Annotated in this window: 18 protein-coding genes; 11 read left to right on the top strand and 7 right to left on the bottom strand. The window is 55.5% G+C overall.

Annotation, left to right across the window (positions count from 1 at the left end; genetic code table 11):
- Positions 1–5: 5 nt before the first annotated feature.
- The 10 genes from OZ410_RS01525 to OZ410_RS01480 all read left to right on the top strand — a co-directional run bounded on the left by OZ410_RS01525 (position 6) and on the right by OZ410_RS01480 (position 13,866).
- Positions 6–521 carry a gamma carbonic anhydrase family protein gene (locus OZ410_RS01525; RefSeq protein ID WP_277706145.1) on the top strand — a complete coding sequence of 172 codons (516 nt, stop codon included), beginning with the start codon at positions 6–8 and terminating at the stop codon, positions 519–521.
- Positions 522–640: 119 nt separating this feature from the next.
- A complete protein-coding gene (gene fdhD, locus OZ410_RS01520; RefSeq protein WP_277706144.1) occupies positions 641–1,468 on the top strand; it encodes a formate dehydrogenase accessory sulfurtransferase FdhD in 828 nt (275 codons plus the stop codon).
- Positions 1,469–1,477: 9 nt separating this feature from the next.
- Positions 1,478–3,130, top strand: coding sequence for an NADH-ubiquinone oxidoreductase-F iron-sulfur binding region domain-containing protein (locus OZ410_RS01515; protein ID WP_277706143.1), 1,653 nt, complete (start codon positions 1,478–1,480; stop codon positions 3,128–3,130).
- Between the two features lie 5 nt (positions 3,131–3,135).
- Positions 3,136–5,865 (top strand): formate dehydrogenase subunit alpha, encoded by a 2,730-nt coding sequence (gene fdhF, locus OZ410_RS01510; RefSeq protein WP_277706142.1) that lies wholly within the window; start codon positions 3,136–3,138, stop codon positions 5,863–5,865.
- Positions 5,866–6,021: 156 nt separating this feature from the next.
- Entirely contained in the window at positions 6,022–6,825 is an 804-nt protein-coding gene (locus OZ410_RS01505) for an AraC family transcriptional regulator (protein ID WP_277706141.1), read from the top strand.
- A gap of 86 nt (positions 6,826–6,911) precedes the next feature.
- On the top strand, positions 6,912–7,457 hold the full coding sequence (locus tag OZ410_RS01500; protein ID WP_277706140.1) for a cupin domain-containing protein: 546 nt from the start codon (positions 6,912–6,914) through the stop codon (positions 7,455–7,457).
- A gap of 98 nt (positions 7,458–7,555) precedes the next feature.
- Positions 7,556–8,440 (top strand): ACP S-malonyltransferase, encoded by an 885-nt coding sequence (fabD, locus tag OZ410_RS01495; protein WP_277706139.1) that lies wholly within the window; start codon positions 7,556–7,558, stop codon positions 8,438–8,440.
- A gap of 194 nt (positions 8,441–8,634) precedes the next feature.
- On the top strand, positions 8,635–10,935 hold the full coding sequence (locus OZ410_RS01490; protein WP_277707157.1) for a T9SS type B sorting domain-containing protein: 2,301 nt from the start codon (positions 8,635–8,637) through the stop codon (positions 10,933–10,935).
- Positions 10,914–11,933, top strand: coding sequence for a PorP/SprF family type IX secretion system membrane protein (locus OZ410_RS01485; protein WP_277706138.1), 1,020 nt, complete (start codon positions 10,914–10,916; stop codon positions 11,931–11,933). The genes OZ410_RS01490 and OZ410_RS01485 overlap by 22 nt, the downstream gene beginning before the upstream one ends.
- Before the next feature lie 34 nt (positions 11,934–11,967).
- Positions 11,968–13,866 (top strand): OmpA family protein, encoded by a 1,899-nt coding sequence (locus tag OZ410_RS01480; RefSeq protein WP_277707156.1) that lies wholly within the window; start codon positions 11,968–11,970, stop codon positions 13,864–13,866.
- An 8-nt stretch (positions 13,867–13,874) separates the two neighbouring features.
- Here the strand turns inward: OZ410_RS01480 and OZ410_RS01475 are convergent, their stop codons facing one another.
- The 7 genes from OZ410_RS01475 to OZ410_RS01445 all read right to left on the bottom strand — a co-directional run bounded on the left by OZ410_RS01475 (position 13,875) and on the right by OZ410_RS01445 (position 20,433).
- Complete coding sequence (locus OZ410_RS01475) at positions 13,875–14,066, bottom strand: hypothetical protein (RefSeq protein WP_277706137.1); 192 nt, start codon at positions 14,064–14,066, stop codon at positions 13,875–13,877.
- 104 nt (positions 14,067–14,170) lie between these two features.
- Positions 14,171–15,421: an NRAMP family divalent metal transporter gene (locus OZ410_RS01470; RefSeq protein ID WP_277706136.1), complete on the bottom strand. Its 1,251-nt coding sequence runs from the start codon at positions 15,419–15,421 to the stop codon at positions 14,171–14,173.
- A 38-nt stretch (positions 15,422–15,459) separates the two neighbouring features.
- Positions 15,460–16,095 carry a SanA/YdcF family protein gene (locus OZ410_RS01465; protein ID WP_277706135.1) on the bottom strand — a complete coding sequence of 212 codons (636 nt, stop codon included), beginning with the start codon at positions 16,093–16,095 and terminating at the stop codon, positions 15,460–15,462.
- Between the two features lie 113 nt (positions 16,096–16,208).
- Positions 16,209–17,513: an OmpP1/FadL family transporter gene (locus tag OZ410_RS01460; protein ID WP_277706134.1), complete on the bottom strand. Its 1,305-nt coding sequence runs from the start codon at positions 17,511–17,513 to the stop codon at positions 16,209–16,211.
- Between the two features lie 206 nt (positions 17,514–17,719).
- Positions 17,720–18,958: a S8 family serine peptidase gene (locus tag OZ410_RS01455; RefSeq protein ID WP_277706133.1), complete on the bottom strand. Its 1,239-nt coding sequence runs from the start codon at positions 18,956–18,958 to the stop codon at positions 17,720–17,722.
- Positions 18,959–19,263: 305 nt separating this feature from the next.
- A complete protein-coding gene (locus OZ410_RS01450) occupies positions 19,264–19,941 on the bottom strand; it encodes a DUF481 domain-containing protein (protein WP_277706132.1) in 678 nt (225 codons plus the stop codon).
- Between the two features lie 306 nt (positions 19,942–20,247).
- Positions 20,248–20,433: a hypothetical protein gene (locus OZ410_RS01445; protein WP_277706131.1), complete on the bottom strand. Its 186-nt coding sequence runs from the start codon at positions 20,431–20,433 to the stop codon at positions 20,248–20,250.
- A 361-nt stretch (positions 20,434–20,794) separates the two neighbouring features.
- Between OZ410_RS01445 and OZ410_RS01440 the strand changes: the two genes are divergently transcribed.
- Positions 20,795–22,456: a sulfatase family protein gene (locus OZ410_RS01440; RefSeq protein ID WP_277706130.1), complete on the top strand. Its 1,662-nt coding sequence runs from the start codon at positions 20,795–20,797 to the stop codon at positions 22,454–22,456.
- Positions 22,457–22,875: the final 419 nt, after the last annotated feature.

Below are 22,875 nucleotides of genomic sequence, written 5' to 3'. Positions count from 1 at the left end.
AACCTATGGCCATCATCAAAACAGTAAGGGGCAAGACCCCGCAGATCGGAGCCGATTGTTTTATAGCCGAAAACGCCACCCTGCTGGGCGACGTGCATATGGGCGACCGTTGCAGCATCTGGTACAATGCCGTGGTGCGCGGAGATGTGCATTACATCCGCATGGGCAACCAGGTGAACGTGCAGGACGGGGCAGTGATCCACTGCACCTACCAGAAAGCCCCCACGGAGATCGGGAATAATGTTTCCATCGGGCACAATGCTATCGTGCACGGATGTACCGTTCGGGACAACGTGCTCATCGGGATGGGGAGCATTGTGATGGACCATTGCGTGGTGGGTTCCGGGAGCATCATCGCTGCCGGGGCCGTGGTGACCAAGGGAACCGAAGTGCCCGAAGGCAGTATCTACGCCGGGGTCCCGGCCCGGAAGATTGGGGAAGTGAGCCCGGACCTGAAAGAAGGCGAAATCCTGCGCATTGCCGAAGCCTACGTTACCTATTCCGGGTGGTTTAAGGAATAAGGGCCCATCCCATTGGCAGGGATTGTGCCTGAGGGTCCTAAGTCGCCTCGCTGGGTTTACCGAAAATCCAGTATCTTTAATTGAAGATCGCCTTCGGGGCGGTTGGCAAAAAAAGACCTATGGCCGTCCGGAAGTACGAGGGAATGAAATACGACCAGCAGGGGGTGACCCTGGTGTCGGACCCCCTTACCATAGAGGAAGCCCTTCAGATCCGCATCAACGGCAAGGCGTTTACCCTCACTATGCGCACCCCGGGGGCAGATCCGGAGCTCATTCGCGGGATGTTACACGCCGAAGCCGTCCTTAATTCCACGGGCTTCCATCCCAGGATTGCCCTGCAGAAGGAAAACGAAGCGGGGATCATCACGGCGGTGGACCTGGAGATCCCGGAGGCCTATCTGGGCTCGGGATACGCCAATACGCGCAGCCTGCTTTCGGTATCCTCCTGCGGCATCTGCGGGAAGACGGAACTGGACCAGCAGGGGTTTACAGGCGCTGCCCTGGAAGGAGTCGCCGCCTTCCAGCCCGCCCTTTTCTCCGGGATGTTTGAACAGATGAACCGCCGGCAGGCAGATTTTATGCAATCCGGCGGCACGCATGCGGCCGCCGTATTCGATGCCTCGGGTACCCTGATGGTAGCCCGGGAAGACATCGGGCGACACAATGCGGTAGACAAGGCCGTGGGCAGGCTGTTGCTGGATGGCAGGCTGAAAGAGGCCCGGGCCATGACCGTAAGCGGCCGTATTTCTTATGAAATTGTGATCAAAGCCTTTAAGGCCGGAATTCCCTTTCTGGCAGCCGTATCTGCGCCTTCCTCCCTGGCAGTGGATTATGCCAAGGAACTGGGAATTACCTTGCTGGGCTTTTGCCGGGAAGGACGGGCTACCTGTTATTCCCATTCGCACCGTATTGCCGACCCCCTTATGGCAGCCCCTGAACCGAAATAAAAACAACTGATGTCCGAAAACCTAAGTGAACTCCTGGGCCGCAAGGGATTGCGGGAAAACCTCTTCGAACAACTGGGCCGGGCGGCCCGGGAAACGGGTACGCCCGACCCGGCCGAACTGGACCGGTTGGCAGATGCCTTTCTGGTCGGGACTGCCAATACCTATGGCGCTGCCACCTTCTACGATTTCCTCAAACCGGAGAATAAGGGCAAGCAGGCCTATGTGTGTAACGGCACGGCATGTACCTGTGCCGGTACGCAGGAGGCCGTTCACGAGAAACTGGCTGTACATTTGGGGGCGGAACAGATCGGGCATATGACCTGCCTGGGCCGTTGTCATGAGAATGCCGCCTTCCATTACAACGGCAGGAATTATTCCGGGGCAGATATTGATAACCTCCCGGAGCTCCTGAAAGGAACAAAGCAGCCGGGGCCTGACCGCTATCATGTGGGCGCCAGCCATACCCCCATCCTTACCCGGCCCATTTCGGATATCCAGGCGTTTTACCAACCCTGGAAGGACCTGCTGGGCAGCCCGCCCGAGCACATTGGTGCCCAAATCCTGGCCTCCGGCCTTCGCGGCAGGGGCGGGGCCGGTTTCCCCATGGGGCAGAAACTCGAATTCTGCCGGCAGGCCCCTGGCGATGTAAAATTTATCATTTGCAATGCGGACGAAGGGGACCCCGGGGCCTACTCGGACCGCTACCTGCTGGAGCATCGCCCTCATACCGTGCTTTTCGGGATGCTGGTGAGCGGCTATGTTACCGGGGCCCACTACGGGGTGGTCTACATCCGGGGCGAATATCCGGAAGCGGTACAGGTGGTGCAAAATGCCGTGGCTGAACTCGTGGAACTGGGCTTAGCCGGGCAGGATATCCTGGGCAGCGGCTTCCATTTCGAATTTAAAATCATACAGGCGCAGGGTTCCTACATCTGCGGGGAGGAAACCGCCCTGATCAACTCTATTGAAGGCCAGCGGCCGGAGGTGCGGGTGCGCCCGCCGTATCCGGCCCAGCGGGGGTTGTTTAACAAGCCCACGGTGGTGAATAACGTAGAGACCCTGGCCGCTCTGCACTATATCCTCAGTGAAGGCCCGGATGCCTGGAAAGCGCTGGGCACTGAACAGTCTACCGGCATCAAGCTGGTCTGCCTGGACAGCTTTTTTAACCGTCCGGGCGTATACGAAGTGGAGATGGGCACGCCCCTGAAGACCGTTATTGAAGACCTGGGCGGGGGGTTCCGGGTGCCGGTAAAAGCCCTGCAGATTGGCGGGCCCCTGGGCGGTGTGGTTCCTGAGGCCGCTTTTGGGAAACTCACCGTGGATTTTGAATCCTTTTCCGAAGCCGGATTCCTGCTGGGGCATGCCTCCGTGGTTAGCATTCCGGAAGGCTTCCCCATGATCCGCTACATAGAACATTTACTCGATTTTGCAGCCTATGAGAGCTGCGGAAAGTGCTTTCCCTGCCGCCTGGGCACCAAAAGGGGCCATGAGATGGTCCGGCAGGCCGCCGAGGGGGAAATCACCCTGGATCGGAATCTGTTTGAAGACCTGCTCACGACCCTGCAGCAGGGGTCCCTATGCGCCCACGGGGGCGGGATTCCCCTGCCGGTACGCAACATCCTGCAGCACTTCGAAGCCGAACTCACCGCCTTTTTTAACTGAAGCCTATGGAAACCGCCTATATCAACGATGTCCCCTACGCCGTTCAACCCGGGGAAACCCTGCTGGCATTCATTCGCCGCCATATGGGCCAAGACCCCGTACCGACCTTGTGCGATGCCCCCAACCTGGAGCCCTTCGGGGCCTGCCGGGTCTGCAGCGTGGAAGTGGGGATGAAAGCTGGTGGTCCCCTGAAGACGGTGGCCTCCTGCCATACGCCGGTATCGGCCGGGCAATATGTCTATACCAGTACCCCTTCCGTTCAAAAGCTTCGGCGCAATATCGTGGAGCTGATCCTGACGGACCACCCCCTGGACTGCCTTACCTGTGAGGTAAACGGGAATTGCGAACTGCAGACCGTGGCCGCCCGGGTAGGGGTGCGGGAAGTGCGATACCCCCAGGGGGAGACCCATCTGGATCGGGAAAAGGACCTGTCCCACCCGTATATGACCTCGGACCTGAGTAAGTGCATCAATTGTTACCGCTGCGTCAGGGCCTGCGATGAGGTGCAGGGGCAGTTTGTATTGAGCATGGCCGGGCGGGGGTTTGATGCCCATATCGTGAAAGGGCTGGACCAGGATTTTATGTCTTCCGACTGTGTAAGCTGCGGGGCCTGTTCCCAGGCCTGCCCCACCTCTGCCATTTCGGATGTCTTCCAGTCCAAATCCGTACAGGCCACCGAAATGACGCGTACCGTATGCACGTATTGCGGGGTGGGCTGTAACCTGGAAGTGGCCTCCAACGGCGGGGAGATTCTAAGCATAACTGCCCCGTATGATGCCGAAGTAAATCAGGGGCACACCTGCCTGAAAGGGCGGTATGCCTTTAAGTTCTACAACCACCCGGAACGTCTGGATTCCCCTATGATCCGCCGCGGGGATGGTTTCGAGAAAGTGACCTGGGACGAGGTCTACGACTACATTGCGGAGCGCTTTACCCACTACAAAACCACCTTTGGCCCGGACAGTCTGGCCGGGATCTCCTCTTCCCGCTGTACCAACGAGGAGAACTACCTGATGCAGAAATTTTTCCGGGTTGTGCTGCAGACCAACAATATTGACGGGTGTGCCCGGGTATGCCATTCGCCCACAGCCCTGGGGATGCAGCGCACCTTTGGGACAGGAGCGGCTACGAATTCCATTGCCGACCTGGCCCATACGGATTGCATCTTGGTGATTGGGGCCAATCCTACGGATGCCCACCCGGTTACCGGGGCCAAGTTCAAGCAGTTCGCCATGAAGTCCGACAAGGTGAGTATTGTAATCGACCCGAGGCGCACCGAACTGGCACGCTACGCCACCCACCACCTGGCTCTGCGTCCCGGCACCAACGTGGCCCTGCTCAATATGATGATGTATTACATTGTGGAGGCCGGCATGGTGGATAACGCTTTTGTGGAGCGGCGTACGGAGGGTTATGAAGACTTTAAGGCGCAATTGATGGCTTTGGACCTGGACCGCATGGAGGAAGTTTGCGGCGTACCCCGGGAGCAGGTGAAGGCGGCTGCCCTGGCCTATGCCGGCGCCCCCAATGCCATGTCCTTCCACGGGCTGGGGGTTACTGAACACTCTCAGGGAACGTTCACCGTGATGCAGATCGCAGACCTGGCCCTGCTAACCGGCAACATTGGCCGCAAGGGGGTAGGGGTAAACCCGTTGCGCGGCCAGAACAATGTGCAGGGCAGCGCGGACATGGGGGTGCAGCCCCACCAGGGGGCCGGGTACCTGGATGTGACGGACCCGGAAATCAACCAACGCTACAACGCCTTCTATGGGGGGCAGGTGCCTACACATATAGGCTACAAGATCCCGGAGATGTTTGATGCTGCCCTTCAGGGCAAGCTCAAGGCCCTTTGGATTATCGGGGAGGATGTGGTGCAGACCGACCCGAATACCCTGAAGGTAATCCGTGCCCTGGAAGCCACAGACCTGGTTATTGTACAGGAACTGTTTATGACGGAAACGGCCAAATATGCGGACGTGATCCTGCCCGGGGCCTCTTTCCTGGAAAAAAGCGGCACCTTTACCAATGGGGAACGGCGGGTACAGGCCGTTCGCCGGGTGGTGGATCCCATCCCGGGTACCCGCCCGGACGGGCAGATCATCGTAGAGCTGATGAACCGCATGGGATACGACCAGCCGCCCTACACCCCGGAGGGGATGCTGGAGGAGATTTCACAGATTGTCCCCTTCTTTGCGGGCATCCGCTGGGACAGGCTGGGCAACAATGGCCTGCAATGGCCGGTAGCCCCGGACGGGACGGATACCAAAATCCTCCACCAGGAATCCTTTAAGCGCGGGCAGGGGTATTTCGAATTCCACGGGTGGGAAGAAACCCGCGAACTCACCGCCCACGGCAAGGATTATCCTTACATCCTGACCACCAACCGGGAGCTGGAACATTACAACTGCGGGGCCATGACGCGCCGCACCGCTAACGAGCAGCTGCTCGGCAGCGATTACCTGATGATCCACCCGGACGATGCCAGGGCTAATGCCATTGCGGACGGGGATTACGTCTGTCTGGAATCTGCCCGTGGCAAGGTGGATGTGAAAGCCCGGGTAACCGATGAGGTGAAACCCGGGGTGCTGAGCACCACCTTTCATTTCCCCGAGATCATGATCAACACCATTACCGGGGATGTACACGACTCCGAGGCCATGTGCCCGGAATACAAGGTAGTGGCGGTACGCATCCGCAAATCCCGGGGGAAATTCCGGGAAATGATGAAATCTTAACTGTTTTGCAAGGGTTTTGCAGGGTTAGTGCCGATCTTGAAGGAGGGGGGCGGGGCCCCCATGTTTTCGAAAAACTTCCGGCGCCTCCTTTCCGGCGGTCCGGATCTGTTCCCATCAGAATATTTAAATTGGGGTGGTAAATATTAATATTTGCCTATGGCCATGGAACAACTGAGTATTATCCCAATTCACAGGGACCTCTTTTCAACGGAAGGGTTTCAGGGCAATTACCTGCTCTGGATTCAGGAGGGAGTCCGGGCAGTGGAAATTGATGGAATTGTTGAAAATGATGTATCCAATGCCTTGTATTTTATTGATGGCAGAACACCCTGGCGGATCCTCCACAAGGCGGAGCCGGTCCTTTCCGGATATGTGATGAAGTTGCCTGTGTCCCTGATGGAACACCCTACGCTTAAAAACCTTCATATTAGCGAAGTGCGCCTGCTTGCACACCAACAAGTCCAAAAGGTTACCCTGGCACCGGGTATTGCCAAACGCGTTCAAAGCATCCTGGAGATGTTAGACGAGCTGGCTGGTTCTGCTCTGAACCATAAGGACGAAGCCATTGCCTCCCTGGTTAAAACCCTATTTGTGTATACGGACGGGCAATGCAATATCCGCTCTACCCTCTGTGAAAACAACGCTGGAAAGCATCTGGTCTTCCGTTTCAAGAAACTTATTGATCAGTATGGTACAGAAATCCATGAAGTGGGGGATTACGCAAAAATGCTTCATATTTCTGCCAAACACCTCAATACCTGTACGCGGGAAGTTCTTGGGGTGACTGCCAAGCACCTGATTGACGAAATGCGCATTCTAAGATCCCGTCATTTGCTGAAGTTTTCAGACCTTTCCATTAAAGAAATCAGTTTCACCCTGGGGTTTTCCTCCCAGGATTACTTCAGTTATTTTCTGAAGAAACATACAGGTAAGACGCCGAGTATGATCCGAAACGGGTAGGATTTCCCAAATTCTAAGAAATCCCCGAAATATTCCAATAAAGCTTGCCCTTGCCGGCCTATATCTTGCTGGCAAACCTAGAAGCAATGAATAGAAAAACATTTTTACAGGCCGCAACTCTGGGGGCCGGGTGTACCTTTTTACCCTCCATGGGCTTTGCCCGAAACCTGAAATCGGGCCTTACATCCCTCTTAAATCCGGATCCTAAATTAGTCCGGGACCAGGAGGGACAGGTCCTTAATGTAATTGGAGATATCCAGACCCATAAACTGGCTGGCAGTGACACCTATAATCAATTGGTGGAATGGGTGGATAATGTAGATCCAGGTGTGGGTATTCCACCCCATGTACACACCCGTGAAGACGAAGTATTCCGGGTAATTTGGGGCGAGGTGGAAATTACCATAGACGGGGTAACCCACTTGCTTAAGGCCGGGGACACCGCTTTTGCCCCTAAGGACGTACCCCATTCGTGGAAGGTTGTGGGAACGGAAAAGGCCCGGATGATCACCAGCGCTTTTCCGGCAGGTATTGAACATATGTTTGCGGAACTGGCCGCTTTGCCCCCCGGGCCACCCAACTTTGAAAAGGTGGCAGAAATCTGTGCCCGCCAGGGCATCCGCTTTGTTTAATCAGCGCCCCCCGGGGTAAAAACCCCGGGGGCATCACATTCTTTTTTGGGCCCGGATGCGGCTTTCCTTACCTTTGCCACACCTAAACGGCATAGCAGATGAAAGCATATATTTTCCCGGGCCAGGGGGCCCAGTTCAGCGGTATGGGTAAGGACCTCTACGAGGCCTCCGCCAAAGCCCAGGAACTTTTTGAGACGGCCAACGACATCCTCGGTTTTTCCATTACGGACATCATGTTTGAAGGGTCTGCCGAAGACCTGAAACAAACCCGGGTTACCCAACCCGCCATCTTCCTCCACTCCGTGGTGCTGAGCCAGGTCCTTGGGGATGCCTTTAAACCGGATATGGTGGCCGGCCACTCCCTGGGCGAATTCTCCGCCCTGGTGGCCAATGGCGCCCTCACCTTCGAGGACGGCCTGAAACTCGTTTCCCAGCGAGCCACGGCTATGCAGAAAGCCTGCGAGATGCAGGAGAGCACCATGGCGGCCGTATTGGGCCTGGAAGACCAGGTGGTGGAAGAGGTCTGTGCGCAGACCCCCGGTGTTGTGGTAGCGGCAAACTACAACTGCCCCGGGCAACTCGTGATTTCCGGGGAAGTGGCCGCCATCCATGCAGCCTGTGAAAGCCTGAAAGCCGCAGGGGCCCGGCGGGCCCTGGTCCTGCCGGTGGGCGGTGCCTTCCACTCGCCCTTAATGGAGCCCGCCCGCGAAGAGCTGGCTGCGGCGATTGAACAAACCACTTTTTCTACCCCGACCTGCCCGGTATACCAGAACGTAACCACCACCGCGGTAACCGATACGGACCAGATCCGTAAGAACCTGATTGCCCAGCTCACGGCCCCGGTGAAATGGACCCAAAGCGTGCAGCAAATGGTTGCGGATGGGGCTTCCGAGTTTATCGAGGTAGGCCCTGGCAAGGTCCTGCAGGGGCTTGTGCGAAAAATCCATCCGGAGGCTGAGGTAAGTTCTGCCGCCCTGGGGTAAGCCGTTTGTCCGAAAAACACTGATTTTAACTGCTAATTTAAAGGGAAGCCTCCTTTTTTTAGTAATATTGGAGTCCCCCCGAAAAAAGGGGCTGCTGCCCGGTCCCGCCCTGCGTCCGGCCGCAGAATTGAATCATTGCTATGGCCCGGATTCCCAACCCTGTTCTCCTGAGAAACCCGTTTTGCTTTTTGGGGGTGTTCCTGTTGGTTTTTATGACCTTCTCGACCTCCGCATACGGGCAGTGTAATGCCGGGACTGAGGCCCCTGTTCTGAATACGGACGTCCCCCTGCTGTTTTGCGAAGGGGAGGTAATCCCAAGCCTGGATGCGTATTCCTCCAGTACCCCTCCGGCGGGGACCACCTTTGTGTGGAGTTTGAACCAGGACCCCCTGGTAACCAGCGGCCACCTCACTCCTGCCGAGATTGCCAATCCCGTACCCGGAACCTATTACGGCTTCTTTTACGACGAGGCCAACAATTGCGCCAGCCCGTTATTGGAAATTACCATCATCCGCAACCCCACCCCGGTAGTAGAAAGCGTAACCGCAGCAAATACGGACGGCTTTGCAGAGAGTTGCGGGCCATCCTCCTTTGTGCTGGAAGCAACCGGCAGCGTGCCCAATAGCGCCACCCTGCCCGATTTTAACTGGTATGACGCCCAGGGGACCCTGGTGAGTACCCTGCCCAATTACGAAACCCCGGTGCTCTCGGCTACCACCTCCTATTTTGTGGAGGCCGTGGCGAACGGATGCGTTTCGGCCCGGGAAGAAATTGTACTGACGGTTTCTCCTGTGGTTAACCCCGGGACGCCCACCAATTCGTTTGCCTGTTCCGTACCGGCCAACGGTCCCAGCCTGCGTGATCTGGATGACCTGCTGGCCAATGCCGACCCGGGGGTATGGACGGTGGAAACCGATCCGTCCCAGGGTATCCTGAGCATAGAGCCCGGCAACCTGGTGAATTTTGACGGCCTGCCTTCCGGCATCTATACCTTCCGCTATACCACCACCAATGCCGAAGCCCCCTGTACCAATGCATCGGTTACCCTGGATATTGATGTGACCACCTGCGATTCGGATACGGATGGGGATGGCTTGCTGGATGGGGTAGAGGCCTCCCTGGGCACGGACCCGAACAATACAGATACGGATGGGGACGGCATTGACGACGGCACCGAGGTGGGGAGCCCGGACAGCCCCCTGGACGAGGACGGGGACGGCATCATAGATGCCTTGGACTCCAACACCCTGGATACGGACCAGGATGGGGTTAATGACCAGCAGGACCCGGCCAATGACAACCCCTGTATCCCGGAAAACAACAACAACTTCTGCGATTCGGATGGGGATGGCCTGAGCGATGCGGAGGAGATTGCCAATGGCTCCGACCCTTTTGATGCCTGCGACCCCTTCCTGACCCCGGACTGTGAGACAGCACCCATAGACCTGGAAATCCTGAAAAGCGCCAATGTGGGCGAGGCCTACGTTGGGGGAGAGGTGGTTTTTACCATCCTGCTGAACAACCTGAGCAACCGCCCGGCCAGTGATATCCGGGTGGGCGACCTTTTGGAGGACGGCTTTGCCTACCTCTCGGATAACCCTTCTCTTGGGGAATACGACCCCTTGCTCGGGGTATGGACGGTGCCTGCCCTGGCGGCCCGGGCCGGCGCACGCCTTGAAATTGTCACGGAAGTGCAGGCCGTAGGCCCGTATTCCAATACGGCAGAGCTCTTTGATTCCTTCCCGGAAGACAATACCCCGGACAATAACACCGCCGTGGTGGAAATCACCCCCCTCTTTGCCGAAGGGGTAGACCTGGTCCTTGAAAAATTCGCCCGGGTGGAAGATGGTGCCTACCAGCGCGACCGGATTTCGCCCTTTGAAGACCAGCAGGTTACCTTTTTGCTGCGTGTCACCAATGCGTCCCGGGAAAACGACCTGGGCAACGTCCGGATTGAAGACCAGCTGGAACCCTGGATACAAACCGGCTTCCGGTACCTGGAGCATGTGGCTACCGCCGGCAGCTATGACCTGTCCACCGGCCTCTGGCGGATTCCCCAACTGGCCCTGGGGGCACAAGCGGAGCTGGAAATCACCGTGCTGGTGCCCAACCCCGGCCGCTACACCAATATAGCCCGTTACCTGGGCTCCGGGCCCATAGATGGAAATCCCGGAAATAATGAGGATGAAGTCCTGGTGGTGGTGAGCGAACGCTCCGAGGTGGACGACGGCTTTGTCTTCAACCAGTTTTCCCCTAATGGGGACGGGACGAACGATTACTTGGTAATCCGCAACGTTGCCGGGTTTGCCAATACTACCCTGGAAATCTACAACCGGTACGGCCAATTGGTATTCCGGGATGAAAACATGACGGACGACAATGTCTGGGACGGTACCTACAAAGGGGAAGCCGTTCCGGCAGGCACGTATTTTTATCTCCTGACCCTGGAAGCCCAGGGGGAACCCCTTAAAGGATGGATACAGATTATTCGATGAAGGGGAAACACGCACATAATCAGGTGCGGGCTGCTGCACGCCTAAAAAGCATACTGTTGCTGGGCTTTTGCTTTTGGGTGCTCGGGGCTTTGGCCCAGCGGGAACCCCTCTACACCCAGTATATGTACAATATCGGGAGCTTTAACCCGGCCTATGTGGGCAGCGTGGAAAACACGGATATTTCCCTGCTCTACCGCGCCCAGTGGATTGACCTGCCCGGGGCGCCGCGCACCCTGCGTTTCGGGATCAATATGCCGGTGGGGGAACAGCACGGGTTGGGCTTTAACGCGGTGAGCGACCAGCTGGGCCCGACCACCCAGGCCTTTGTGGATGTTTCCTATTCCTTCCAGGTGAACCTGAGCGAGGACGCCTACCTTTCCTTTGGCCTGGATGCCGGGGGGAGTTTCCTGAATACGGATTTTTCCAAGGGATCTTTTGAAAACCCGGGGGAGCCCATTCTGGACCAGCAAACGGTTAATGCCTTTTACCCCACCGTGGGCGCTGGGATATTTATGTACCAGGAACACTGGTACCTGGGGGCATCCGTGCCCAACTTCCTGACCGATGCCCTATACAGCAACGAGGTAGCCCAGATTGTGGAAGACCGGCTTCAATTCAATTTCATCGGGGGGTATGTTTTTAACCTCTCCCAGAAGCTGCGTTTCAAACCGGCATTTTTGGTAAATTACATCAGCGGGGCACCGGCCACGGTTAACGGGTCGGCGAATTTTCTCTGGAATGATGTCCTTACGTTAGGGATGGCCTACCGCTTTGACAATGCCGTAAGCACCCTGGCCGGCTTCCAGGTTACCCCATCCCTGTACCTGGGGTATGCCTACGATTACAACACCAATGGCCTAGGGGGCTACAACAGTGGCTCTCATGAGGTGGTATTGAAATTCTACCTGGGCCGCGGCGGGTTTCGGCGCCCTTCGGATTCGGACCGGGACGAAGATAAACCCAAGGGAAAACAGATCGACAGTCCAAGATTTTTCTGATATGGCATGGCAGCGGTTAATTTGTGTTTGTTTGATGTGCATGGGCCTCTCGGCCGGGGCGCAGAAAACCCCCCGTGCGGACCGCCTTTTTTTTGAATACGACTATCCGGGGGCCATTTCCGAATATGAAATCCTGGGTCGGGCGGGGGCCTTAAGTCTGCAGCAGCGCCTGAACCTGGCCGAATCCTATTTTAAGACCCGTCAATATGTAAAGGCCCAGGACCAGTACCTGGAGCTCTTCCGGGAAGACAGCCTGATGGCTAATACCCATTTTAACAACCTGTTGCAGGCCCTGGGCAAGATTTCCGGGCAGGAGCGGGTGAAGGCCTTCCTCAGGACCCGCAGCAATGCCCTCTCCAATGAGTTGGTGGAAAACGCCGATTTCAATTTCGAGCTGCTGGAACAATCCATCCGCGACAGTGCGGATTATGCCATCTTCCGGTTGAATTCCAACAGTGTACAGATGGACCTGTCGCCCAGTTTCTATGGGGAAGACCGCTTGCTGTTCAGCTCCTCCAGGCCGTCCGAAAAGGAAGACTATTTTCCCTCCGGGGAGGCCTACCTCTCTGTTTTTGTCGGGGTCATGGACCCGGACGGGCAGGTGCGTAACCCGGAACCCATCAACTGGCTGCCCGAGTCGGACTACCACCAGTCCACCCCATTTTACAGCGAAGCCCTGAATGGGATCCTCTATGTGCGCAGCAATGAAGAAAACGGGGAGATGCTATTCGATGCCCGGGGCAAGAATGCCCTTGCTGTTGCCCTGGCCGGCCGCAACGGGCAGGATGCCTATCTGCTTCGCGACCCCAGCACTTCGTTTTATTACCCCTTTTACGACGCCCCGCGCGGGCGCCTCTATTTTGCCGCAGATTTTCCGCAGGGTTATGGGGGTACGGATATTTATTATGTAGTGACCAACGACGGGCAGATTATGTCTGCTCCCATAAACCTGGGCCCGCGTATCAATACGCCCGGAAATGAAATAGCCCCATTTATTGTGGGGGACCAGTTGTATTTTGCCTCCGATGTATTCTACGGCCTAGGGGGAATGGACATTTATAAAGCTACGGAATTTGAGGACGGGCAGTTCAGCAGCCCGGTTAACCTGGGGCCGGAACTCAATACCTCACACGACGAATTCGGGTTTATCCTGAGGCAGGGCGCTACAGGTGCCTACAGCGGTTACTTTACCTCCAACCGCCCGGGCGGTATGGGGAGCGACGACCTTTACGGTTTTCGCGTAAGCCGCCTGCCGGGCCTGCGCACCCTGGTGGTGCGGGGTACGGTATTTAACGAGCGCAATACCCGGGGCCTGGAAAAGGCCCGGGTGCGGTTGATGGATGCAGGCGGGCAGGTCTTGAAAGAAGGCTATAGCCGCGAAGACGGGACCTTCTTCCTGGAAATTCCCTGGCAGGATGGGGTTCATGTACAGGTGGATAAGCCAGAGTTCACCGCCGTTGATCTCGGCTCTCTTGGGGGCGGTAACGGCGCCGTACAGGCCGGAAAACCGCTCTCGGTAGGCCTGACCCCAATAAGTGACTTCCTGGTGGAAAGGGAGGGGCGTACCTTCCTGAAAAGCGACCGCTTTTACTTCCCCCGGGGTGGTGTGCGCATGGGCACTGACATCACCTCCGGGCTTCGCCAGGCCGTGGAGGCCTTGCGCGCCTTCCCGGACCTGCGCATCCGCATTGAAGCCCATACGGACAGCCGCGGCAGCAAAGCCCTCAATCAGAGTTTATCCGAACGGCGGGCCCGGGCCATCCGGGATTACCTGGTGTCTCAGGGGGCTCTCCCGGAACAGATTGTGGAAGTAGAAGGGTTAGGCGAAAGCCGTATCCTTAATAATTGTACGGATGGGGTGTATTGCCTGGAGGTACTGCACAAGCAGAACGAACGCTATCTGCTGATCGTGCTGAATGCCCCGGGAAAATAAACGGAAATCTAAGCCCTCAGCTCACAATCTGCGCAGGCCTTTACCTCGCCGTAGTAGGTGTCCCGGTATTTATGCAGGGTTTTAATGGGAATACCGAAGAGGAGTTTTCGGATGTAGGTCACCCTGGTTTGCAGGCTTCCCATGTTCTTGTGGAATCGTACTTCTTGTTTGGTGCTGCGCGAAACGCGGATCAACTTCATGGTTTTCATAAGGGTGCAAAGCTCCTAAATACAGGGCCCAATGTCAAGTTTAGCGTGTTAAACCTTTGTTAGGGCACCCCTGCCCCCCTCCCCCCCGGTGTAATCTAGAGCATAAGCCACATGTAATACCCCGCAAACAGGGAGAGGAAAAGAATCCCCGCATAGGTGAGCCACCGCAGGGCAGGCCCCGGGCGCGCTTCTTCCGGTAGGTCTTCGCTCTGCACGTTTTTCAGGTTCATATACCCCACCAGTGGGGCCAGGACAAAGGAGATGAAAGTGGCCAGGGCTACCAAGTGCCCCATGTTAGCACTCAGGGCGGTAAGTACCAGATAATTTACGCCCGTTAGCAGGAGGATGGCAGCTGCATAATGCCATTTTTGGGTATATCGCTTGCGTTTGGGCTGCAGGTATTCCAAAACGTCTATACTCACCCGGGCAATGGCGTCGTGGGCGGTCATACAGGTGCTGAACATGGTGGCAAAGGCCGAAACGGCGATAAAAATATAGGCCCAATCCCCAATATGGGTGGTAAAGAGCTGTACCACCTGGTCTGCAAAGGTAACCGCATTCCCGCTGAGTTCCGTACCCGTGCCGTACAGGGTACGGATCCCGATTACCAGGAAAAATACAGCCAGCAGGGCCGTGGTGATGTAGCCGCTGTTGAATTCGTCAAGGGCTTCCTTCAGAGAGGGTTTCCGACCCAGTCGCTTGTACTTTTCCAGGCTCCAGAGACTGATCCAGCTGCTGGCTTCCACGGCTGTGGGCATCCACCCGATCAGGCTGATCAGGAACAGCACCCCAACCGAATCCAGCAGGGGTGGGCGCACAAATCCGGGCTGCGCAGTAACGGCTGGCTTGAAAAGGACCAGCAGGGTGGTCACCAGCAAGGCGGCAAACAGGATGGTGACCACAAATTTAAGGGTGGTTTCCAGCAGGCTGTACCGGCCAATGATGAGCGCACCACTGATAAAAGCAAAAAGCCCCAGGGCAATCCAGCTCACCGGGATGTCGGAGAGGTTAAAGAGGTTGGCCAGCAACCCTGCCGTTACGATATAGAGGGCCGCCAGGATGGTAAAGGTGGTGACCAGGGTTATGCCGGCATAAACCCACATATAGGCTTTGCCCCGGCGGGAATACCCCTCAATCAGGCTACGGCCCGTAACGTTGGTGTACCGGATCCCGAATTCAAAAAAGGGGTATTTCAGGAGGTTGGCCAGCAGGATGGGTACAATCATGACCCACCCGTAGGTGGCCCCGGCCTTGGTGGAAAGCACCAGGTGGGAGGTCCCGATGGCCATACTCGCAAAGAGGAGTCCCGGCCCCAGGTTAATCAGCAGGGTTCTTAGTCGGTTCATAGGTTGGAATTCGCCCTAAAATACGAATTCTGCCTGCACTATTCTATGGAGATGTGATTCCCGTAAAAACGGGGTTGGGTGTTAAAGGTGAGGTCCAGGAATACTTTTACCCGGGCCAGGTATTCCCGCAACTGCACCTTTACCCCTTCCGAGCCCTCTACCGCCCGGGCATTGAAGCCAATGGCGTGCAGGCCTTTCTTGCCGGCAATATACAGGGCCCTTTCGTTGTGGAATTCCTGGGAAATCACCGTCACGGAATCCAGGCCAAAAACGATCTTGGCCCGCACCATGGAGTCCAGGGTGCGGAAACCTGCGTAGTCCAGGTATATCCGGTTTTCGGGAATGCCGCCGGCCACCAGGTCCTTTTTCATGGTATCCGGTTCGTTGTAGTAGATGCTGCCGTTGTCCCCGCTTACCAGCACAAAGGCAATTTTGCCAGCTTTATACAAGGCCAGGGCGGCGTCAATACGATACTGGTAATAGGGGTTAATGCCGCCTTCCGGCCGGTGGCGGGCCGTGCCCAGCACCAGCCCAACCTTCTGGTAGGAGATTTCTCCGGGGTCCGAATAGGTCTTCCCCCGGGCGTGCCATTCAATCAGCAGGTGGCAGGTGGTAATTACGGCCAGGGGAACCAGGGCCAGCAAGCCCAGGCGTTTGATCCATTTCCTTTTCATAGCGGCGGTTGCTATGCTATAAAGGTACACATTTCGGGTTCACGAACCCCCTTAAAAGAGGGAATCCCCTGTGGGGAGCAGGGGATTCCTCAATGCCGGCAACCGGGCTGGAATTACCAGCTGTACCGGGCGCCAAACATAAGCATGGAGGTAGTCATTTCATAAGAGACCTCACTTCCCGGAACGGCTCCGTAGGGTGGGTTGTCCTGTATGAATTGGGGATTGTACATGGGCCCTGCTGTGGCATCGCCACTAAAGCCATAATGGAATACGCCGTTAAGCTCAAAATGGTCACTGGCTTTCAGCCCCAGCCCGAGTTGGAAAGCATTCTTGATGATAGCTGTGGCGGGGATGTTAAAGAAGGCGGTTTCCGAAGTTATAGGGTTGGAACTGTAGGTATATCCCAGCCGGATAGGCATTTTGTGGATGCCCTTATACTGCAGGCCTGCGGATATAATGTTTACATTCTTCCACCCAAACCCGGAAATGGTAAAGGTGGGGCTCCAGCCGGTGGTGTCAAAACTTTCGGTGTTTTCATAATTCACCAGGCGATAATCCAGGGCCAGGTCCAGGTTTCCTAGGGAGTATCCAAGCCCCAGGGACCAGATAGCCGGGTAGTCCAGGGTAAACTCGTTGGTGCCTTCCGAATTGTCCAGATAGGTGTTGTTGAATTCAAAAGCCCCGAAATGCTGTTTGGTTTTATAGGAGGTGCCGGCTTTGAACCCGGAACCACTGTCGTAAAAAATTCCGATCTGGGCGCCAAAACCCATGGCGCTGGCGCGGTCAGACCTTGGGTAGCCTGCCCCGGTAGGGTTGCCCGTAGGGTTGGGCAGGAGTTCCAGGCTGGCGTAATTCAGGTTGGGCTGGATACCTATGGAGAAGGTTTCGGAAAGCTCATAGGCCCAGGCCACACCAAACTGCAGTAGGCTGTAGTCGGATTCAATCCGGCCAAAACCGCCCATGTTCTGCGGCATGTTTATGGGGTTGGAGTTGCTCTCGGGAAAGGTAACGCCAAAGCCGCTGATCCCGAAGGCCGAGAAGCCAAAGTGGTGCTTGCTTTCCCCGGCTGCAGGCACATAGGATAGTGCCGGCAAGGGAGATACCCCGCGGTCGTCTTCGGTAAGCCCGCTGATGAAGTTGCCGGTAGGCTGTCCATTGCCATCCACTTCCGGGACGGTGGAACGCAATTCGGGAGAAGAGAAGAACAGGCCAATATCCAACCCTACAGCTCCCTGGTCAAAAGTGGTGAGGGTGGCGGGGTTCCAGTGGAGGGCGCCGGAAATGTCCAGGGGCTGGGCCGTGGCTGCGCCCCCCATCGACATGTTTACTGCGCCAACCCCCTGCATGATATGCCCGGCCTGCGAATAGGCCCAGGGAACGCAACAAAAGATGAATAGAAATGTGCTCAGGATTTTCATGATATACAGTTTTTCAGATTGCAAGCTAGGGTGGGCCCAACCTGTCCGAAGGAAATCGAGGGTGTTGATTGTGCCCGAAAGGTACCGCCGCAACCAGGACCAACCTATGACAAAAATCATCGAAAAAACGGGCTCTGGCGCAGGGATGAAATAAAAAAAACCGGAACCCGTGGGGTCCCGGTTTTAGTCGTGTTAAGCCTTGTGGATTAACGGGAAGCGATCGGGTCGGCATTGCCGTCCGGATCTCCGTTTACCGTTCCGCTGGTCTGGATGTTCCCCCACAGCAGCAGCCCGCATACGTGGGGCGAGGCCATGGAGGTTCCGGAAATGGTGTTGTATCCGCCATCCTTCCAGGTAGACTTGATGGCTACGCCCGGGGCGCAGTAATCTACGGGCGGGTTGCCGTAGTTGGAGAAGGATGCAAAATTATCGTTGCTGTCCATGGCGGAAACCGTATAGATGTTGTTGCCGTTGGCACGTGCCGGGGAATGGTTATTGGCATCGTCGCTCTCATTCCCGGCAGCCAGAGCAAATTTCACCCCTCCCTGGGCAGCGGCTTCAACAGCTGCATCCAGGGCCGTGGAAATGGGCCCGCCCAGACTCATGTTGGCTACATCGCCGTTGCCGGCACTAGCGCCTACAAAGTCCACCCCGGAGATTACCCCGGAATAGGATCCGCTGCCACGGGCGCCCAGAACTTTAACGGGAACTACAGTAGCACCGGCAGCTACACCTACCACGCCCACTTCATTGTCAATTGCCGCTACGGTTCCGGCCACGTGGGTGCCATGTCCGTTGCCGTCGTCCAGGTCGCGCCCGTCTTTTCCGCTGGTGAACGCGTTAAAGCCTGCACCTGCGTCTACATTCAGATCTTCGTGGTCCAGGTCTATCCCGGTATCCAGGATATAGGCTTTCCCGGTTCCGGTGTAGGTCTGCCCGCCACCAACGCGGGTAATGCCATAGGGAATTTCCTCGGTAGCCGTTCCACCGCCACCGCCTCCGGGGCCTTTTCCGGGGGGAGGCGCCAGGATGATCAGGTAATCCTGCTCGATGCTTTTCACCCTGGGGTCGTTGCTGAGGGTAACCAGCTGCTCGTCGGTCAGCCGGCCGCTGAAGCCTTCTACCGAATAGGCGTAAACCGCTTCAATGGCTTCTGCACTCAGGGCAGCCTTCGAAAATTCGGAGAGGATCTGGTTTTTACTGGTTTGCAGGACGCCCTTGTAAGCAGTGGCGCCTTTTGAGGTTTTGGGGGAATTAAGGGTCCCGGGCTCGAAGGTCACTACGTACTGGCCGGGAATCACCTGGTAATTGAGTTCCACCAACAGGGCATTCTGGTTTTCGAGGGTTTCAAAAACGGCGTCGTTACCGCCATTTTCACAGGATGCCATAAACGCCAGGGCCGCCATTGCGGAGATACCCAGGCCTGTTCTCAGTGTTTTTCTCATAGGAATCAGTTGTAATTAATGATTAGAATTAAACAATTGTTCGGGAATATAGTTAAAATTCTAACAATCTTAAGGAATTGTTAATAATTATGAAAATTCCTACAATTGAACTTTATCGCGAAATACGGCAACCAAAACAGGTTGCTGGCAGTAGTATGGTTTTCGGGTTGGTGTACGCGCGCGAAGTCATTTAGAGCGACGCCTGGAATCCAGCCCTGGCTGGCGGTTTGGACTGATGGGGAGGTGCAGGATTAGGTGTTAACTTGTAGTTGGGTGGGGGTGGGGCGGCCCCAGGCGGCAGGAGCCTAGAGCGAAAAACTCAGCCCAAAATACAGGTTGGAGGCCATATCCCGAGCGCCCGAAGGGGTAACGCTTAGCAGGTAATAGTCGTAAGAGCCCGACAGGCTGATGACCCTGGAGACAGGCACCTCCAGTTTGAACTGCTCCAGGATGCGGTGGTTGCCCAGAGCCCGGTACAAGGGCTGAAAGTACAAGGTGTTGGTCAATACCACCTTCCCGCCGGCAGGGCTAAAGGAAAGGGAGGCATAGGCGTTGTGCCGCCAGTTATGGGATTGCTGGTCAAAATCCGTACTGCTTTCGATCTCGTACATGGCGGATTGCCCGAGGTACGCACTCAAATATGATCCATCCAGCACCTTGAGCCGGATCCCGGCCCCCGCCAGAAAGCGGGTATCAATAACCAGGAGTTTGTTGCGCTGGTGTTGTAAAAAAGCTTCGGCGCGCAACAGCTGGCTGAGTTTCCGATTGAACCGCAAATGTACGAGCCAGGCATTCCGGTAATCCTGGTTTTGGGTGCTCACCAGGCTGTAATTCCCCAGCAGGAAGAAGATGCTTTTCAGGTCCCGGGATTTTAGCTGTACCGTGCCATTAAGGCTGGCCGAGACTACGTAGTCCTCATTTTGTTTGGAGTAGTTGAACCAGGTGTCTGCCACAGCAGCCACGCGAACGGAATCCGTCTGCATTCTTCGGGTTTCGATGTTGACCAGTTGGGCGCATGCGAATTGCGATATCAGAAGGGTAAGGGAGATCAATCCATACCTGTTTTTCTGCGAAAGGGCGGCAATACAAATGGGAATCGGGCCTAATAAGGAGCGCATCGGTTTATTATTGATCTTTTCCGAGTGCGGCTTGAATGAATTTCGGAAGGGCATCTCAGGCATCGGGCCTTGCCGCACTGAACCGTTCCGGTTGGGTTGCCTTATGATTCGAAAACAACGTCTCCGGTTTCCTGGGCCTTGGCTGCCTGAAAGCGCAGCCTGCCTGAGACTTTATTTTTTGGGCGTCAGGGAAAGGTTGATGACAATGGCCATCAGCAGCCAGATGATCCAGGTTTCACCGTGGCTCATTTCATAGCTGGATCCGGCGGCCCCTGCAAGGAGCAAAATAATATAGACTACAATCGGAGAAGCGATCAGGGAGATTGCGAGTTTGATCAGGGATTTTTTGATATCCATGGTTACTTGGTGGGTTGGTTTTCAGGGAAGTTAGGGAATTTTTTAATGCGTTGGAAAACAAGCTTCCTTAAAGGCAGGGAGTTGTTGGAACGTTTTAAAATGCAGATAAGCCAGGTATTCAAAACCGGGCTGGAAAGGCGTGTTATTTGGGTGCCCCACGAATCCCGCCCACCTGGGTTAAACGTGATGAAGGATAAGAATCAATTATGGTTATATTTAGAACTAATAAATCATTTTAAATCAGAGGAAACGCTTCGGGGGAGCGTAATTCGCAGCATTGGGTTGTGAGGACCCGTATCGTTTCCTGGCCAGGTTAAACCGACTTAGAGCGGTTAAGAGGGCCCCGTCAAACCGACCCAATATGAAATATCTAATTTATACCCTTATTGCGGGTTGCCTGCTGGCTTCCTGCGGGGAGAGGGTCGTCCAGGAACAGGTTCAGCCGGGGCAAACCAGCCAAAAAAGGCCGAATATCCTTTTTATTATCAGTGATGATCATGCCTATCAGGCCATTAGCGCGTATGGGGGGAGGTTGGCTGAGGTGGCGCCTACGCCCAATATCGACAGGCTGGCTGCGGAAGGCATGCTGTTCAATCATTGCCTGGTAACCAATTCCATTTGCGGGCCGTCCCGGGCGGCAATCCTTACCGGGAAGTACAGCCATAAAAACGGGTTTATAGACAACACCTTCGGCTCCAAATTTAATTTTGACCAGCAAACCTTTGGGGAACTCCTGCAACAGGCAGGCTACACTACCGGGGTTTTGGGCAAACTCCACCTGGGTCAGACCCCTACCAAAGGCTTTGACTATGTGGATATTCTCCCCGGCCAGGGGGCATACTACAATCCTACGTTTATCAATAGGGAAGGGCAATATCAGATGGAGGGTTATACCACCGATATCATTACGGATAAAGCCATTGCCTGGGTAGATTCGGTTAAAACCGGGGAGCAACCCTTTATGTTGTTTCTGGGGCATAAATCTCCCCACAGGGCCTGGCAGCCCGGTCCGGATGAACTGGGCATGTACGAAGGCGTGGAAATTCCCGAACCGGAAACGTTGTTTGACGATTATTCGGGAAACCGGGAGGTGGCCGCCATGAACTATATGTCCATTTCGGATGCCATGAGGATGGCACAGGACCTGAAAATGACGGACCAGCCGCAAGCCGGGTTTACCGGGGAGCAACAAAGGCGCTGGGACTCGGTTTACGGACCGATTTACGAAGAATTCAAAGCATCTAATCTTTCAGGAGACGACCTCACGCGCTTTAAGTACCAGCGGTATATGCGGGACTATCTGGCCTGTATTGCCGGGGTGGATAAAGGGGTTGGAAAAGTGTTGGATTATTTAAAGGAAGCAGGCCTCGATGAAAATACCATTGTGATTTATACCTCCGACCAGGGCTTTTATTTAGGTGAGCACGGGTGGTTCGATAAACGGTGGATGTATAAGGAATCCTTGCGGACCCCCCTTATTGTGAAGTGGCCTGGGAAAATAAAGCCCGGAACGGTCAATAACGACTTGGTTTCCAACCTGGATTTTGCAGAAACCTTCCTGGATTTGGCCCAAACGGAAATCCCCAGGGATATGCAGGGGAAAAGCCTGGTCCCTGTTTTGGAAGGCCATACGCCGGAAGATTGGCGTCAGGCACATTATTACCACTATTACGAACACCCTTCGGAGCACGACGTGCGCCGGCATTATGGAATTACCACGGCCAGGTATAAGCTCATTCACTTTTATTACGACTTGGATAGATGGGAGTTGTACGACCTGGAGAAGGACCCGAGCGAACTTCATAACATATACGGAGAACAGGCATACGCGGCCATACAGGAAGAACTGCACACGGAACTTGAGGCGTTGCGGGTAAAATACGAAGACAATGATGCGCTAAACGAGCATTACATTGAGGATTACAAGGCGCGGGTCAAATCCAATCCCCTCATCGAATATTGGAAGCTGCCCCCGGATGAGATGCGCCAACGGTATCAGGAGTACCTGAAAAGCCAGCAGTAGACGCGCTGTGGGGTGGTGTTACGGGAATTGCTCGGCTTGCAGCCTCGCGAGTCCCGCCCGAACGTGTTGAAAGCGGAGAACAGTTCAACATTTACCAGTCCTGAGTAAGGCAGAAGCAAAAAGGGCAGCGACGGGAATTACCTTACCTGCGACTCTGTGAGTACCGCCCGTAGTTGAAAAGGAATATCCAGGTTTTGATGGTGTGACGGGAATTGCTCGGCTTGCAGCCTCGCGAGTCCCGCCCGAACGTGTTGAAAGCGGAGAACAGTTCAACATTTGCCAGTCCTGAATAAGGCAGAAGCAAAAAGGGTAGCGACGGGAATTGCTCATTCCTTCGGAATTTCGCGAGTCCCGCCCGAACGTGTTGAAAGCGGAGAACAGTTCAACATTTGCCAGTCCTGAATAAGGCAGAAGCAAAA

Source organism: Robiginitalea aestuariiviva, assembly GCF_029537735.1.
GTDB lineage: Bacteria > Bacteroidota > Bacteroidia > Flavobacteriales > Flavobacteriaceae > Robiginitalea > Robiginitalea aestuariiviva.
Note: the sequence above shows the minus strand (reverse complement) of the source record. Positions and strands in the feature narration are given on the sequence as shown.

Bases quoted from the DNA above. Each gene is read 5' to 3' on its own strand.
- OZ410_RS01525 (WP_277706145.1), top strand. From the start codon at position 6: ATGGCCATCATCAAAACAGTAAGGGGCAAGACCCCGCAGATCGGAGCC.
- OZ410_RS01480 (WP_277707156.1), top strand. From the start codon at position 11,968: ATGTGCATGGGCCTCTCGGCCGGGGCGCAGAAAACCCCCCGTGCGGAC.
- OZ410_RS01505 (WP_277706141.1), top strand. From the start codon at position 6,022: ATGGCCATGGAACAACTGAGTATTATCCCAATTCACAGGGACCTCTTT.
- fabD (WP_277706139.1), top strand. From the start codon at position 7,556: ATGAAAGCATATATTTTCCCGGGCCAGGGGGCCCAGTTCAGCGGTATG.
- OZ410_RS01465 (WP_277706135.1), bottom strand. From the start codon at position 16,095: ATGAAAAGGAAATGGATCAAACGCCTGGGCTTGCTGGCCCTGGTTCCC.
- OZ410_RS01440 (WP_277706130.1), top strand. From the start codon at position 20,795: ATGAAATATCTAATTTATACCCTTATTGCGGGTTGCCTGCTGGCTTCC.
- OZ410_RS01445 (WP_277706131.1), bottom strand. From the start codon at position 20,433: ATGGATATCAAAAAATCCCTGATCAAACTCGCAATCTCCCTGATCGCT.
- OZ410_RS01460 (WP_277706134.1), bottom strand. From the start codon at position 17,513: ATGAAAATCCTGAGCACATTTCTATTCATCTTTTGTTGCGTTCCCTGG.
- OZ410_RS01515 (WP_277706143.1), top strand. From the start codon at position 1,478: ATGTCCGAAAACCTAAGTGAACTCCTGGGCCGCAAGGGATTGCGGGAA.
- OZ410_RS01470 (WP_277706136.1), bottom strand. From the start codon at position 15,421: ATGAACCGACTAAGAACCCTGCTGATTAACCTGGGGCCGGGACTCCTC.
- OZ410_RS01485 (WP_277706138.1), top strand. From the start codon at position 10,914: ATGGATACAGATTATTCGATGAAGGGGAAACACGCACATAATCAGGTG.
- OZ410_RS01500 (WP_277706140.1), top strand. From the start codon at position 6,912: ATGAATAGAAAAACATTTTTACAGGCCGCAACTCTGGGGGCCGGGTGT.
- fdhF (WP_277706142.1), top strand. From the start codon at position 3,136: ATGGAAACCGCCTATATCAACGATGTCCCCTACGCCGTTCAACCCGGG.
- OZ410_RS01475 (WP_277706137.1), bottom strand. From the start codon at position 14,066: ATGAAGTTGATCCGCGTTTCGCGCAGCACCAAACAAGAAGTACGATTC.
- OZ410_RS01455 (WP_277706133.1), bottom strand. From the start codon at position 18,958: ATGAGAAAAACACTGAGAACAGGCCTGGGTATCTCCGCAATGGCGGCC.
- fdhD (WP_277706144.1), top strand. From the start codon at position 641: ATGGCCGTCCGGAAGTACGAGGGAATGAAATACGACCAGCAGGGGGTG.
- OZ410_RS01450 (WP_277706132.1), bottom strand. From the start codon at position 19,941: ATGCAGACGGATTCCGTTCGCGTGGCTGCTGTGGCAGACACCTGGTTC.